Origin of the sequence: Amycolatopsis roodepoortensis (assembly GCF_024628825.1) — a bacterium.
In the GTDB taxonomy this organism is placed as follows: Bacteria; Actinomycetota; Actinomycetes; order Mycobacteriales; family Pseudonocardiaceae; genus Amycolatopsis; species Amycolatopsis roodepoortensis.
Window position 1 is genome coordinate 4,743,315 of record NZ_CP102415.1, and the last position, 14,354, is coordinate 4,757,668.

Here is a 14,354-nt window from a genome sequence, read left to right on the forward strand (position 1 = left end):
GGACCCGTGCGGCAGTACCGCCAAACGGCTGCACTCGGCGTGCGGCAGGGCGATCACATGGCATCCTGCTTTGTTGACGGCTCGTAAGCAGGGGAGGCCTGGTTGGACATCTCGGCGATCCTCGAAGACATCCGCGAGCATTGGCACGTCTACGCCACGATGCCCTTCATCGCCGCGCTGATCGGGTACATCACGAAACGCGTCGCCATCGAGATGATGTTCCGGCCACTGGAGTTCGTCGGGATCAAACCCTTCCTCGGCTGGCAGGGCGTCATCCCGGCCAACTCGCGCCGGATGGCGACCACCGCCGTCGACCTGCTGACCAAGAACCTCGTCGATCCGCAGGAGATCTTCTCCCGGCTCGATCCCGAGGAGGTGGTCAAGGAACTCGAGGAGCCGCTCCTCAAGGCCGTCGAAGACGTCACCCGCGAGGTCATGGAGCAGTACCAGCCCAGGCTGTGGGAACTGCTGCCGACCCGGGCGCAGCGCATGCTGGTCGACCAGGTGCGGGCGCAGGCGCCGAAGGTCGTCGCGAGGCTGATGCGCGAGGTGTCGACGAACATCGACGAGGTCCTCGACGTCAACGAGATGCTGATCAACGCGATGGTCCGCGACAAATCGCTGACCTGCCGCCTGATCAAGGAGGTCGCGACCCCGGAGCTCCGGTTCATCGCCCGGTCCGGTATCTGGTTCGGGTTCGTCATCGGCCTGGTCCAGTTCGTCGTGTGGGCGCTGACGAAGCAGCCGTTGATCATGCCGATCTTCGGTTTCGTCACGGGCTTCGTCACGGACTGGCTGGCCCTGAAGATGATCTTCTACCCGCGCGAGCCGCGCCGGTTCCTGTTCTTCAGCTGGCAGGGCATGTTCCAGAAACGCCGCCAGGCGGTCGCCAAGGACTACGGCGCGCTGATCGCGGACGAGGTGCTCACCGTGCGGAACGTGATGGAGGCCGTGCTCACCGGACCCAAGTCGGACAAGCTGTTCGCGATGATCACCCGCGAGGTGCAGCGCACCATCGACGCGCAGGCGAGCATCGCGAAACCCTTGGTGGCGCTCACCGTCGGCGGGGTCCAGTACCAGGAGATGAAGAAGGCCGCGGCGGAAAAGGCCATCGCGTATCTCCCCGAAACGGTGAAACACGTCGAGAGCTACGCCACTGACGCGCTCGACGTCCGCAACACCATCGTCACGAAGATGCAGCAGCTGACCCCGCTCGAGTTCGAGGGGATCCTCCGTCCCGCCTTCCAGCAGGACGAATGGAAGCTGATCGCGGTCGGCGCGGTGATCGGCGGGCTCGTGGGTGAACTTCAGGTCCTGCTACTCCTCCATTGAGGACAGGCGGCTAGGTTGCCCCTCAAGCGCGACGCGGGAGGGGCTGGAAAGTGGACGCCGTCATCGCCGATCTCGGCGAGCACTGGCCGGTGTACGTCAGCATGCCGTTCATCGCCGCGCTGATCGGCTACGTCACCAAACGCGTCGCCATCGAGATGATGTTCAAACCGGTCGAATTCGTCGGCGTGAAGCCGTTCCTCGGCTGGCAGGGAGTGCTGCCCGCCAACGCTGAGCGCATGGCCGCGACCGCCACCGAAATGCTGACGACCAACCTCGTGGACCCGAAGGAGATCTTCGCCAGGCTCGACCCGGCCCAGGTGGCGAAGGAGATCGAGCAGCCGCTCCTGCGGATCGTCGAGGACGTCACCCGCGAGGTCATGGAGCAGTACCAGCCCAGGCTCTGGGAAGTGCTCCCGAACACCGCCCAGCAGTTGCTGCTCAAACGGGTGCAGGCCGAGGCGCCGCGCGCGATCACGAAGATCATGGGCGAGATCGCGGAGAACATCGAGGACGTACTCGACCTCAAGCACATGGTCGTGACGAACCTGGTGCGCGACAAGGCCTTGCTGAACCGGCTGATCCGCGACATCTCACGGCCGGAGATGCGGTTCATCGCGCGGTCGGGGATCGTGTTCGGGTTCTCGCTCGGCTGTGTGCAGCTGCTGGTGTGGGCGCTGACGAAGTCGCCGATCGTGCTGCCGCTGTTCGGGATCGGCATCGGCTGGTTCACCGACTGGATCGCCCTGAAGATGATCTTCCTGCCGCGGGAGCCGAAGCGGTTCTTCGGCTTCTACACCTGGCAAGGCGTCTTCCAGAAGCGCAAGGACCAGGTCTCCGCCGACTACGGCGACATGATCGCGCGCGAGATCATCACCATCCCCAACCTGCTCGAAGCCGTGCTGAGCGGGCCGAAGTCGGACAAGCTGTTCACGATGATCACCCGCGAGGTGCAGCGGACGATCGACGCACAGGCGAGCGTCGTGAAGCCGTTCGTCGCGCTGGCCGTCGGGAGCAGGCGGTTCCAGGAGATGAAGCGGACGGCGGCGGCGAAGGCGGCGGCACGGATCCCGGAGACGATCCGCCACGCCGAGAGCTACGCGGTCAACGCGCTCGACGTCCGGAACACCATTGTGGACAGAATGCGGCGGCTGAACCCGCTCGAATTCGAGCAGCTGCTGCGCCCGGCGTTCCGGCAGGACGAGTGGAAGCTGATCGCCGTCGGCGCGGTGATCGGGGGCCTCGTCGGTGAACTTCAGGTGCTTCTGCTGCTTCACTGACGGCCACCCGATACCGTTTCCCCCTTCCCTGAGCGAAGCGAGGAGGTCGAGTGGACGCCGTCCTGGACGACCTCGCGCGGCACTGGTGGCTGTACGCCGCGATCCCGTTCGTCGCCGCACTGATCGGCTACGTCACCAAACGCGTCGCCATCGAGATGATGTTCAAACCGCTCGAGTTCGTCGGGATCAAACCGTTCCTCGGCTGGCAGGGCGTGGTGCCCAAACACGGCGGGCGGATGGCCGCCGTCGCGACCGAACTGCTGACGTCGAACCTGCTGGACGTCAAGGAGGTCTTCCGGCGGATCGACCCGGCGATCATCACGCGCGAGATCGAGCAGCCGCTGCTGCGGGCCGTGGACGAGGTCGCCCGCGAAGTGCTCGAAAAGCACCATCCCAGGCTTTGGGAGGTCATGCCGACGATGGCGCAGGAGCTGCTGATCAAGCAGGTCCAGGCGTCGACGCCGCGGCTGGTGCGCGAGTTCATGGCGGAGATGACCGAGAACCTCGACGAGGTGCTCGACTTCCAGCACATGACCGTGCAGCGCCTCACCAGGGACAAGAAGCTGCTCGTCCGGCTGATCCGCGAGACGTCGCGGCCGGAGATGGCGTTCATCGCGCGCACGGGGATCTACTTCGGCTTCGGGCTCGGGATCGTGCAGGCGTTCGTCTGGGCGCTGACGAAGGAGCCGTGGGTGCTGCCGATCTTCGGCGGGTGCATCGGGCTGTTCACCGACTGGCTCGCGATCAAGCTGATCTTCGTGCCGCGTGAGCCGGTGCGGTTCGGCCGGGTGATCCTGCAGGGCAAGTTCCAGCGGCGGCGGGCCGAGGTCGCGCATCAGTACGGCGAGATGATCGCGAACGAGATCCTCACCGTGCCGAACCTGCTCGACGCCGTCCTGCGGGGGCCGCGATCGGATCGGCTGTACGCGCTGGTCGAGCGGCTCGTGGCGCGGGCCGTCGACGAACAGGCGAGCGTCGCGAAACCGGTGGTCGCGATGGCCGTCGGCGGGCAGCGGCTGCAGGAGATCAAACAGGCGGCCGCGCGGAAGGCGCTGGAGCGGCTGCCGCCGACGATCCGCCACGCCGAGGGCTACCTGACCGAGGCGATGGACGTCGCGAAGATCGTGGAGCGGCGGATGCTCGGGCTGACGCCGCTGGAGTTCGAGGGGCTGCTGAGGCCGGCGTTCCGGCAGGACGAATGGAAGCTCATCGCGGTGGGCGGGGTCATCGGTTTCGTGGTCGGTGAGCTGCAGGTCCTCCTGATGCTCCACTGACGCCGGATCGCGATTAGCCCGCTAAACGCAGGTCCGCGCGCACCTGCGTTTAGCGGGCTAAACGCGATTTGGGCGTGAGCACCCGATCCGCTAGGGCACGGCGGGCTGCGCCACTGCCGTCGGCTCGACGCGGACCCGCGACGAGCGCCCGCGCAGCCACGCGATGAGACGGCAGACGAGGTAGATCACGAACGAGATCGTCGTGACGAAGGCGCTCACCGGCTTCCCCGGCGCCAGCGAAAGAATGATCCCGCCGAGCGCGGCGATCTCCGCGAACACGATCGACAGCACGGTCGCCTTCCACGGGCTCGCCGTGACCCGCGCGGCCGCCGCTGCCGGGGTGACCATCAGCGAGACCACCAGCAGCGCGCCGACGATCTGCACGCCGAGCGCGCTCGAGATCCCGACCAGCACCGCGAAGATCAGCGACAGCAGCCGCACCGGCACGCCGCGCGCGGTCGCGACCGCCGGGTCGACCGTGGCGAACAGCAACGGCCGGTAGATCACCGCGAGCACCACAAGCACGACGACAGAGGCGCCGACGAGCAGGTTCAGGTTGGTCGAGTCGATGGTGATGATCTGCCCGACCAGGATGCCGAACTTGTTGGCGCTGCGGCCTTCGTAGAACGACAGCAGCAGCACGCCCATGCCGAGGCCGAAGGCGAGGATCACGCCGATCACGGAGTCGCGTTCGGACTCGCGGCCGCCGAGGAGCCCGATCAGCAGGGCGGCGATGACCGCGCCCGCGAGGCCGCCGAGTTCGACGCCGACCCCCAGCAGCAGCGCGCCGGCAGCACCGGTGAAGGCCAGTTCGGCGGTGCCGTGCACGGCGAACGACATCCGCCGCATGACCACCAGCGGGCCGAGCACCCCGGCGACCAGGCCGAGGACGGCGGCCGCGAGCAACGCCGTCTGAACGAAATCGAGACCGAGGAGTTCGCCGGTCAGGGCGAAGTCGAACATCTTGTCCACGGTGTCTATCCAAGAACCCGCGACCGGGATCGCGTCGCCAGGGCGCGAGTTCGCGCCGTCGGTCGAGCCGGCCTGCCGAGGCGCCCTGCCGCCCCGATCCCGAGGCCTCCGGCCAGGGCGGGTTCCACGTGTGGTCCGGGCCGCACGAATGACCTCACTTCGTCTACCACGGTGCTAGCTGGCCTGTTCGTCGATGTGGTGGGGTTCGTCCTCGCACAGCGCGCTCTGCGCACCGGCGACGTGGATCTGCCCGCCGACCTTCAGCACCTCGATGCGGGTGCCGTACAGCTCCGACAGGGTCTCCGAGTTCATCACCTCGTCCGGTTTGCCGACCCGGAACTGGCCGTTCACCAGATACAGCACCCGGTCCACATAGGACAGGATCGGGTTGATCTCGTGGGTGACGAACAGGACGGCCGTCCCGGCGGAGCGCCGCCGCTCGTCGATCAGTTCGCTGACCGCACGCTGGTGCGCGAGGTCGAGGGAGAGCAGCGGCTCGTCGCAGAGCAGGACCTCGGGGTCGCCGACCAGGGATTGGGCGACGCGCAGCCGCTGCTGCTCGCCACCGGAAAGCCGGCCGACCGGCTGCTTCGCGTACGCCTGCGCGCCGACGGACTCGATCGCCCGCGACACCAGCTGACGCCGCTTCGAGATCCCGAAGAGCCCAGTGCCCCACCGGTGCCCGTCCAGGCCGAGGCCGACCAGATCCACCCCGCGCATCGTCAGGCCCTCGTCGAGGGCGCGCTGCTGCGGGATATAGCCGATCCGCCGGTTCGTCCCGCCGGGGCGCCGCCCCGCGATCTCGACCGTGCCCTCGGGCAGCCCCTGCTGGCCGAGCAGCACCTTGAGCAGGCTGCTCTTCCCGGAGCCGTTCGGCCCGAGGATCGCGAGGAACTCGCCGGGCTCGACGTCGAGGTCGAGCCCGGACCAGAGGGTCCTTGGGCCGAACGCGAGGCTCGCCCCGCGGACACGGACCGCGGGGCGAGCTTCGGCAGGTACGGAGGTCACTACTTCAGTGCTCCGGCCAGCGCGTCCACTTCCTTGGTCATCCATGCAATGTAGTCGGTCACACCCTGGGGCAGCGTTTCGGTGACGTCGACGACCGCGATACCGGCGTTCTTGGCGTCGCCGACGACCTGCTGGGTGACCGGGGTGGTGGTCTGCGCGTTGTTGACCAGCGCCTTGACCTGCTTGCCGGAGATCAGCTGCTTGACCTCGTTGAGCGCGGCGGCGGGCACGTCCTGCTCCGCTTCCACGGCCTCGGCGAAGGCCGGAGGCGTCGCGTCGGTCACCTTCGCGCTGTCGAGCAGGTAGTGCGCGACGGGCTCGGTCGCGACGACCTTCGCGCCCGAGGCGCCCAGGCCCGAGACCTTCTTCAGGAGCTCCTGGGTCTTGCCCTTGAACGCGGTCGCGTTGGCGGTGAAGGCGTCCTTCGAGGCGGGCTGGATCTCGCCGAGCTTCGCGGCGACCTGGTCGGCGACCTTCTCGACGCCCGGCAGGCTGTACCAGACGTGTTCGTTCTCGTTGCCGGTCGCGGCGATGTCGACGGCGACCAGTTTCTGCGCACCGGTGGCCTGATCGGCCAGCTTGGAGAAGAAGTCGTCGTAGCCGCCGCCGTTGGACAGCGTCAGCTTCGCGTTCTTCGCGGCGACGGCGTCGCTCGCGGTGGTCTCGTACGAGTGCGGGTCGGCCGAAGGGTCGTGGATGATCGAGGTGACCTCGACCTTGTCCCCGCCGACGGCGGTCACGACGCTGCCCCAGACGTCGGTCGAGGCGACGACCTTGATCTTCTCGCCGCCGCCCGGGTTCGCGGCGGACGCGTTCTGCGAACCGGTGCCCGTCGACGCCTTGTCGCTCGACGCGCAGGCCGTCGCGCCGAGCGCGAGGACGGCCAGGGCCGACACGGCCGCGAAAACACTCTTGGTACGGCGGGAATTCATTTACTGCACTCCTGCGGATGCCCTGGCCAGGTGTCCCCAATGCCGGGTAATGGAAACCGTTGTCAGATTCAACTGTACCCCATCCGGATGACGACGCCTCCGGTCCTGGTCCGAGCTGTACCCAGGGTCACTCTGAATCGAGACCTGCCACACGTCGGGTGATGCTTCTGCAAAACGTTCTGAACCGTTACGGTTTGCGGATGGGCCGTCCTATCCGCACCAGGAGGCAGGCGACACTGGCGTCGTTGGCCGCAGAGCTCGGTGTGTCGAGGACCACCGTCTCGAACGCCTACAACCGACCGGACCAGTTGTCCCCTGAGCTGCGCCGTCGCGTCCTCGAGACCGCACGCCGCCTCGGCTACCCGGGCCCGGACCCGGTGGCCCGTTCACTGCGGACGCGCAAAGCCGGCGCTGTCGGTCTTTTGCTCACCGAGAACCTCTCCTACGCCTTCCGTGACCCCGCCGCCGTCGGCGTGCTCGAAGGGCTCGCGCTGGCCTGTGAGGACGCGGGCGTCGGCCTGCACCTGGTCCCGGCGAGCCCGGGCAGGGAGGACGTCGCGGCCGTGCACCGCGCCGGTGTCGACGGTTTCGTCGTCTACTCGGTGCCCGACGACGACCCGCATCTCGGCGCCGTGCTGGAACGCCCGGTGCCGACGGTGATCGTCGACCAGCCCCGCGTCGACGGCGTCGACCGGGTCGGTCCGGACGACGCGGCCGCGGTCACCGCCATGGCCGAACACCTCATCTCCCTCGGCCACCGGCAGATCGGCGTGCTGTGCATGCGGCTGGCCCGCGAGCGCAACGACGACTTCGTCTCCATCCAGCGGCAGAGCGCCGCGCACTTCCACGTCCAGCGCATCCGCCTGGAGGCGCTGGCCGCCGCGTTCTCGGCGGCCGGGGTCGACTGGGCGACGGTGCCGGTGGTCGAGCGCTTCGACCACACGGTGGACGACGGCGCGTCGGCCGCGCGTCAGCTGCTCGACGCGTATCCGCAGGTCACCGCGGTGATCTGCACCTCGGACATCCTCGCCCTCGGCGCGCTGGCCGAGGCGGAGCGCCGGGGCCTGCGCGTGCCGCAGGATCTGACGGTCACCGGATTCGACGGCATCACCGAGGCCGAACGCTCCGGGCTCACCACGGTCCACCAGCCGGTGCTCGAAAAGGGCAAGGCGGCGGGCAAGCTGCTGCTCAGCTCGGCCGACCGGGTCGGGCCGAAGGTGATCACCCTGCACACGGAACTGCGGGTCGGCCGCACCTCGGCGCCGCCACGAACGGCCGAAGAACGCTGGTTCGGGCCGTGATCTGCGTCCGCTCGCGTTGCTCTCCCCCGGTGTGTCGGTTCCAATGAGCGTGTGACCTCAATCGACGTACTGCTCAAGCGCAACCAGGAGCTGGGTGATGTCACTCCTGGTGACCGCTCGTCTCCGAGGCCATCACTCCAGGTGGCGATCCTGACCTGCATGGACGCCCGTATCCGGGTGTTCGAGATCTTCGGCCTGATCCAGGGCGAATCCCACATCCTCCGCAACGCGGGCGGGGTCGTCACCGACGACATGATCCGCTCGCTCGCGCTCAGCCAGCGGAAGCTCGGCACGCGCGAGGTGCTGATCGTGCAGCACACCGACTGCGGCCTTTCCATGGTCACCGAAGACGACTTCAAGGACGAACTCGAAGCCGCCAGCGGACTGCGCCCGACGTGGTCGGTCGAGGCGTTCCGGGAGGTGGAGGACAGCGTGCGCCGGTCGGTGCAGCGTGTCCGGCGCAGCGACTTCCTCCCGCACACCGACAACGTGCGCGGGTTCGTCTACGACGTGAAGCTGGGCCGCCTGACCGAGGTCGCGTAAGGGTTTTAAGCTGGCCCGGTGGGCGTCGACGCGGATGTGCTGACCGGGTGGTTCGACGAGGTGGGGCGCGACCTCCCTTGGCGTGAGCCGGAATGCACCGCCTGGGGTGTGCTCGTCAGCGAGATCATGTTGCAGCAGACCCCGGTCGCGCGCGTGCAGCCGATCTGGCTCGAATGGATGGCGCGCTGGCCGGTGCCGTCGGCGCTGGCGGCGTCGTCGCAGGGCGAGGTCGTGCGCGCCTGGGGGAAACTCGGCTACCCGCGGCGAGCGTTGCGGCTACACGCCGCGGCGGCCGTCATCGCCGCCGAACACGGCGACGTCGTTCCGTCCGATGTGGACACTCTGCTCGCGTTGCCGGGTATCGGCGCGTACACCGCGCGCGCCGTCGCGGCCTTCGCCTACGGCAAGCGGGCGCCGGTGGTGGACACGAACGTCCGGCGCGTGGTGGCCAGGGCGGTGCACGGCGCGGGTGACGCCGGACCGCCCTCGAACACCCGCGACATGGCCGACGTCGAGGCGCTGCTGCCGCCGGAAGACGCGCCCGCCGCGAAACTTTCGGCCGCGCTGATGGAACTCGGCGCGCTCGTCTGCACCGCGCGTTCGCCGCGCTGCGCGGACTGCCCGATCTACGACGACTGCGCGTGGCAGCACGCGGGAAGGCCCGCGTACGCCGGGCCCGCGAAGCAGGTCCAGAAGTTCGCCGGCACCGACCGTCAGGTGCGCGGGCTACTGCTCGACGTGCTGCGCGGCAGCGAAGGCCCGGTGGAGAAGGCGCGGCTCGACCTCGTCTGGCACGAATCCGGCCAGCGCGACCGTTGCCTCGACTCCCTGCTGGTGGACGGACTGCTCGAACAGACCGGGGACGGCCTGTTCGCACTCCCTGGCGAACACTAACGCATTACGACAAAAGTTGGTCAATGGTTGTCATCGGCGCGATGGCGGGTTAGTTTTCCGGCCAACGCGCATGATGGGAGTTACGCCCGTGGCCGACTTCGACCGACGTACCGCGCTCAAGGGCGGCCTGACGGCAAGCGCCGTCGGGCTACTGGGGACAGCAACGATTTCCGCCGCCGACGCGGCGTCCGGGGTGACAGAACCCAAGATCCACGGAACGGCCGCGTGGAACGCGCGGCCGCCGAGCGGGACGATCGAGGTGCAGAACCACAAGCCGACGTACATCGTCGTGCACCACACGGTCGAACCGGGGAACGTCACCGACTACAGCCTCGAACACGCCTTCTGGGCATCCCGGGCGATCCAGAACTTCCACATGGACACCCGTGGCTGGATCGACACCGGCCAGCAGTTCACGAACAGCCGCGGCGGGCACATCACCGAAGGGCGGCACCGCAGCCTGGAGATCCTGCGCGGCGGCACCCGGCACGTGCTCGGCGCGAACGTGGGCAACAACAACAGCACCTGCATCGGGATCGAGAACGAAGGCCTCTACAGCACAGAGGACGTCACGCCCGCGCTCTGGGACTCGCTGGTGAAGCTGGTCGCGTACATGGCTTCGCAGTACGGGATCTCGCCGGAATTCATCAAGGGGCACCGCGACTTCAACTCCACCGAATGCCCGGGCACCGTGCTGTACAACCGGCTTCCGGAGCTGCGCGCCGAGGTCGGGAAGCTGCTTGGCTCCTCGTCACCGAGGGTGGACCTGCCGGAGTGGCCGCTGCTCAAACCCGGCGACAGCGGGCCGCGGGTGCGGATGGCGCAGGAACTCCTGCGGGCACGCGGTTTCGCCGTTCCCACCGATGGCCTTTTCGGACAGTCCACAAAGGACGCCGTCGCCGCGGTTGCGGCACGGCACGGGCTGGAGCGCGACACCTGCGGCGCGACGGCGGCGACCGACGAGACCGGCTTCCTCGGCTCCGACGTCTGGCCCCTCATCGTCGGGTCCGGCACCGATCTCCGGGCACTGAAAGCACAACTCAACGGATGACGTCGGAGAGAAAGGCTTCCACGGCGCCGAGGTAGGTTTCCGGCGCTTCGTCGTGCACCACGTGCCCGGCGCCTTGGACGACGATGTGCCGTCCGAGGCCGCCGGGCACGCGTGCGGCCAGCTCGGCCTGCTGCCCGGCAGGCATCGCGGTCCGTTCGCCTTCGATCGCGAGCAACGGGCATTTCACGCGTTCGACGAACTCCCAGAAGTCGCGCCTGCCCCATTCGGCCGCGATCTCGTACAGGTCCGGGAGCGAGGCGATCAGGTGGTAGCCGTCTTCGCGCTCCTCGACGCATTCGATGAAGTAGTCGCCGGTGTCGCCGAAGAACTCGCGCACGTGGGCCAGTGAACGGAACGGGACCGGCCACGATTCGAAGTACCCGCGCCAGGTGTCCACGGTCCGGCCGCGCTGGTCCGGGGCGAAGTCCTCGCAGACCACGGCGCGGACGAGGCCGGGATGGGTGGCCGCGGTGACCCAGGCGTGCAGGCCGCCCATCGAATGTCCGATCAGGACCGCGGGCTCGTCGAAGGTCCGCAGCACCGCGGCGACGTCGTCGGCGAACCGCTCGGTGCGCCAGGGCCCACCGCGCGGTCCGCGTCCGTGACCTCGCGCGTCGAGCCCGTGGACACGCCCGTACGGCTGGAGCCTCCGCGCGACCCGCCACCACGTCGTCGCCCTGCCCATCAGCCCGTGCAGAAGGACGATCGGCGGCCCGTCGCCGCCGAAAGTGATCAACCCGTCGCGCTGGATCACCACTAAGCTCCCCTCCATGCGCAGCCGTGTCCCCGCCGCCGGTCTGGTCATGGGGGCCGTCTGCGCCCTGATTATCGGATGCACCGCCGATCCCGCTCCGGCCGCGCCCCCACCGCCGCCGCCGATGAACCCGGCTCCGGGCGCTTCGGGCGCGGGCGATCCGTACTACCCGATGGACGGGAACGGCGGTTATGACGCGACCGAGTACCAGGTCGGGATCACCTACGACCCCGCGAAAGGGCGTCTCGACGGCGACACCACGGTGATCGCGAAAGCGACCCAAGACCTCGATCGGTACAACCTGGACTTACGCGGCTTGACCGTGCAATCCGTCGAAGTGGACGGGAAACCGGCGAAGTTCGCGCGCGAAGGCGACTTCGAGCTGGTGGTGACGCCCGCCGAGCCGATCCGCAAGGGGACCGAATTCCGCACGAAGGTCCTCTACGGCGGCGACCCGTCGGCGACGCCCAAGGCGGGCGGCAGCGAGAACGGCTGGCAGAAGTCGAAGGACGGCGGCGCGTTCATCGTCGGCGAGCCGCATTCGGCGTCGTTCTGGTATCCCGTCAACGAGACCCCGCGTGACAAGGCGATGTTCACCCTGGCCGCGCGGACGCCGGACGGCTGGACCGTCATCTCGAACGGGCGCGAGATCCAGAAGACCTCGGCGAACGGCTGGACCACGACGTCCTGGCAGGAGCGCACGCCCGTGGCGTCGTATCTGACCACGGTGGCGATCGACAAGTTCACCGTCGACCGGATGGCGCTCCCGGACGGGACGCCGGTGGTCAACGCGTACGCCCCGGGCGCCGAGGACCGGCGCGACACCGGCAGGCGGCTGCCGGAGATCATCGGCTTCCTGAGCTCGAAGTTCGGGCCGTACCCGGTGGACGCGGCGGGCGGCATCTATCTCGACGAGGACATCCATTTCTCGCTGGAGACCCAGACCAGGCCCACCTACGCGAAATGGGCCGACCTGATCACCGTGGTGCACGAAACCGCGCACCAGTGGTTCGGCGATTCGGTGACGCTGAAATCGTGGTCCGACATCTGCCTCAACGAATGCCTCGCGTCGTACGCGCAATGGCTGTGGCAGGAGTCGCGGGACCACGAGAACCTGGACGACCGCTACCGCGCCGCCCTCGAGATCATGCGCGGCAGCCAGGATTTCTGGCAGTCGAAACTGGTCGACATGGGGGCCGGGCAGGAGTTCCGCGGCGTCTACGACAAGGGGATCCTGGCCGTCCACGCGCTGCGGCGGAAGATCGGCGAAGGGGCGTTCACGCGGCTGCTGAAGGAGTGGCCGGCGACGTACCGGAACGCCAACGCCTCCTGGGCGGATTTCGAGGCGTTCACGATCAAGCTTTCGGAGCAGGACCTGCGGCCGTTCTTCGACGCGTGGTTCCACGGCACGTCGATCCCGCCGGACGCCGAACTCCTGCCCGGCACCCTGCGAGGCTGACTCCCCCGCGTTCAGTCCTCTAAATGCGGCCGGGATCGCCTGCGTGGCGCGAGCGCGTTGCGAAAGCCACTTTCGCAACGCCCAAGGTTGCGAAAGTGGCTTTCGCAACCCTTCCCGGCTGCGCGCGTCGGCAGGGTGGGTCGCCCCCCCGCATTTAGTCCTCTAAATGCGGGGGCGCGGTCGCCTTCGCGCGCGTAGGCGGGGACGTCGGGTGTCGCGAAAGCCACTTTCGGGACACCCGACGTCCCGAAAGTGGCTTTCGCGACACTGCCCGCGGGTGATGTGTGCCCGGCGCGTTTAGTCCTCTAAATGCGGGAGGCGGGGTAGTCCGGCAGGTCGATGCCGTTCACCACGTCCCGCATCTTCCGCGAAGCCAGCGCGGCGAACGGCTTCAGCCGCATCACGCGCATCATCACGTAACGCATCCGCAGCGCGCCACGCGACTTCGCGAAGATCGACGCCGCGTTCTCCCGCCCCATCTCCTGCGTCTTCTCGACGAACTCGCGCATGACCGCCTCGTAGCGCTTGAGTCCGGTGTCGAGCCCGGCTGCGAGCTCCCCGGCGAGGACGTACGCGCCGACGAACGCCAGGCTCGTGCCCTGCCCGGAAAGCGGCGAGGGGCAGAAAGCGGCGTCACCCAGCAGCCCGACGCGGCCGCGCGACCAGGAATCCATGATCACCTGCGCGCACGAATCGAAGTAGAAGTCGGGTGCCTCGTCCATCCGGTCCAGCAGCCAGGGCGCCTCCCACTCCATCCCGGCCGCGAACTCGCGCACCAGCGCCTTCTGCGCCTCGACGTCGCGATAGTCGTAATCCACCTTCTCCGCGGCGAACCCGAAGTAGGCCATCGCCTCGTCGCCGTCGCGGACGGCGCGGATCCCGGCGGACCGGCCGACGTCGTCGTAGCCGACGGCCCAGTTTCGCAGGCCCAGCCGGTTCGGCACGGTGAAGAACGCCAGGTACGAGCCCAGATGCCGGACGAACCGGGACTCCTCGCCGAAGGCCAGCGCCCGCACTCCCGAGTGCAGCCCGTCCGCCCCGATGACCATGTCGTACGTCCGCCGCGCACCGCCGGCGAAGGTGACGTCGACGCCGTCGGCCCGTTCGTCCAGCGCGGTGATCCGGTCGCCGAAGATGTACTCCGTCGTCTCCTTGGTCGCTTCGTAGAGCACTTCGGTCAGGTCACCGCGCAGGATCTCGATCTCGGCGACGACGCCGTCACCGTCGAAGTCGTCGGCGCGGATCGTGGCCTTCGTGCGGTTCTTACGGTCGACGAGCGTCTCGCCCTTGGTGTCCGTGCAGGCGGCGCGGATGCGTTCGTCCAGGCCCATCCGGCGCGCGACCTCCTTGGCCGTTCCGCGCAGGTCGACGGCCTGGCCGCCGGGGCGCAGCGAAGGCGCGCGCTCCACGACGGTCACCCGGAAGCCGTACCGGGCGAGCCAGAAGGCGAGCGCCGGCCCGGCGACGCTCGCTCCGGAGATGAGGATCTTGGTGTCGGCCACCCTTGGGAAGGTCCCACGCATCACATCGCGGCGCAAAAGAGTTTCGTCGTAGGCT

Annotated in this window: 13 protein-coding genes; 8 read left to right on the top strand and 5 right to left on the bottom strand. The window is 68.3% G+C overall.

Features of this window, described 5'->3' with window-relative positions; all coding sequences use genetic code 11:
• Positions 1-102 precede the first annotated feature (102 nt).
• Genes NQK81_RS22505 through NQK81_RS22515 form a run of 3 tightly spaced genes read left to right on the top strand, consistent with a single transcriptional unit; the run spans position 103 to position 3,883 of the window.
• Positions 103-1,332, top strand: a complete 1,230-nt coding sequence (locus NQK81_RS22505) for a DUF445 domain-containing protein (protein ID WP_257489684.1) — start codon at positions 103-105, stop codon at positions 1,330-1,332.
• 50 nt (positions 1,333-1,382) lie between these two features.
• Positions 1,383-2,609 carry a DUF445 domain-containing protein gene (locus NQK81_RS22510; RefSeq protein WP_257489685.1) on the top strand — a complete coding sequence of 409 codons (1,227 nt, stop codon included), beginning with the start codon at positions 1,383-1,385 and terminating at the stop codon, positions 2,607-2,609.
• Positions 2,610-2,659: 50 nt separating this feature from the next.
• Positions 2,660-3,883 carry a DUF445 domain-containing protein gene (locus NQK81_RS22515; RefSeq protein ID WP_257483161.1) on the top strand — a complete coding sequence of 408 codons (1,224 nt, stop codon included), beginning with the start codon at positions 2,660-2,662 and terminating at the stop codon, positions 3,881-3,883.
• Between the two features lie 90 nt (positions 3,884-3,973).
• Here NQK81_RS22515 and NQK81_RS22520 read toward each other — a convergent pair whose 3' ends face one another.
• The 3 genes from NQK81_RS22520 to NQK81_RS22530 all read right to left on the bottom strand — a co-directional run bounded on the left by NQK81_RS22520 (position 3,974) and on the right by NQK81_RS22530 (position 6,795).
• A complete protein-coding gene (locus NQK81_RS22520; protein ID WP_126730193.1) occupies positions 3,974-4,855 on the bottom strand; it encodes a metal ABC transporter permease in 882 nt (293 codons plus the stop codon).
• A gap of 174 nt (positions 4,856-5,029) precedes the next feature.
• On the bottom strand, positions 5,030-5,863 hold the full coding sequence (locus NQK81_RS22525; protein WP_257483162.1) for a metal ABC transporter ATP-binding protein: 834 nt from the start codon (positions 5,861-5,863) through the stop codon (positions 5,030-5,032).
• Entirely contained in the window at positions 5,863-6,795 is a 933-nt protein-coding gene (locus NQK81_RS22530) for a metal ABC transporter solute-binding protein, Zn/Mn family (RefSeq protein WP_257483163.1), read from the bottom strand. The genes NQK81_RS22525 and NQK81_RS22530 overlap by 1 nt, the downstream gene beginning before the upstream one ends.
• Before the next feature lie 200 nt (positions 6,796-6,995).
• Here NQK81_RS22530 and NQK81_RS22535 point away from each other — a divergent pair, with 200 nt between their 5' ends.
• From NQK81_RS22535 to NQK81_RS22550, 4 genes are all read left to right on the top strand, one after another.
• Positions 6,996-8,096 (top strand): LacI family DNA-binding transcriptional regulator, encoded by a 1,101-nt coding sequence (locus NQK81_RS22535; RefSeq protein ID WP_034310329.1) that lies wholly within the window; start codon positions 6,996-6,998, stop codon positions 8,094-8,096.
• A gap of 51 nt (positions 8,097-8,147) precedes the next feature.
• Positions 8,148-8,639, top strand: coding sequence for a beta-class carbonic anhydrase (locus NQK81_RS22540; RefSeq protein ID WP_034310136.1), 492 nt, complete (start codon positions 8,148-8,150; stop codon positions 8,637-8,639).
• Positions 8,640-8,657: 18 nt separating this feature from the next.
• Entirely contained in the window at positions 8,658-9,533 is an 876-nt protein-coding gene (locus NQK81_RS22545; protein WP_126730188.1) for an iron-sulfur binding domain-containing protein, read from the top strand.
• Between the two features lie 88 nt (positions 9,534-9,621).
• Positions 9,622-10,584, top strand: coding sequence for a peptidoglycan recognition protein family protein (locus tag NQK81_RS22550; RefSeq protein WP_257483164.1), 963 nt, complete (start codon positions 9,622-9,624; stop codon positions 10,582-10,584).
• Here the strand turns inward: NQK81_RS22550 and NQK81_RS22555 are convergent.
• Positions 10,574-11,356, bottom strand: a complete 783-nt coding sequence (locus NQK81_RS22555) for an alpha/beta fold hydrolase (RefSeq protein WP_257483165.1) — start codon at positions 11,354-11,356, stop codon at positions 10,574-10,576. The genes NQK81_RS22550 and NQK81_RS22555 overlap by 11 nt on opposite strands.
• Here NQK81_RS22555 and NQK81_RS22560 point away from each other — a divergent pair.
• Positions 11,355-12,797, top strand: a complete 1,443-nt coding sequence (locus NQK81_RS22560; protein ID WP_257483166.1) for a M1 family metallopeptidase — start codon at positions 11,355-11,357, stop codon at positions 12,795-12,797. The two genes, NQK81_RS22555 and NQK81_RS22560, sit on opposite strands and share 2 nt — an antisense overlap.
• Before the next feature lie 305 nt (positions 12,798-13,102).
• Here the strand turns inward: NQK81_RS22560 and NQK81_RS22565 are convergent, their stop codons facing one another.
• Positions 13,103-14,320 carry an FAD-dependent monooxygenase gene (locus NQK81_RS22565; RefSeq protein ID WP_257483167.1) on the bottom strand — a complete coding sequence of 406 codons (1,218 nt, stop codon included), beginning with the start codon at positions 14,318-14,320 and terminating at the stop codon, positions 13,103-13,105.
• Positions 14,321-14,354: the final 34 nt, after the last annotated feature.

Excerpts from the sequence above, each read along its gene's own strand:
- NQK81_RS22530 (WP_257483163.1), bottom strand. The coding sequence starts at position 6,795 with ATGAATTCCCGCCGTACCAAGAGTGTTTTCGCGGCCGTGTCGGCCCTG.
- NQK81_RS22535 (WP_034310329.1), top strand. The coding sequence starts at position 6,996 with ATGGGCCGTCCTATCCGCACCAGGAGGCAGGCGACACTGGCGTCGTTG.
- NQK81_RS22560 (WP_257483166.1), top strand. The coding sequence starts at position 11,355 with ATGCGCAGCCGTGTCCCCGCCGCCGGTCTGGTCATGGGGGCCGTCTGC.
- NQK81_RS22555 (WP_257483165.1), bottom strand. The coding sequence starts at position 11,356 with ATGGAGGGGAGCTTAGTGGTGATCCAGCGCGACGGGTTGATCACTTTC.
- NQK81_RS22565 (WP_257483167.1), bottom strand. The coding sequence starts at position 14,320 with ATGCGTGGGACCTTCCCAAGGGTGGCCGACACCAAGATCCTCATCTCC.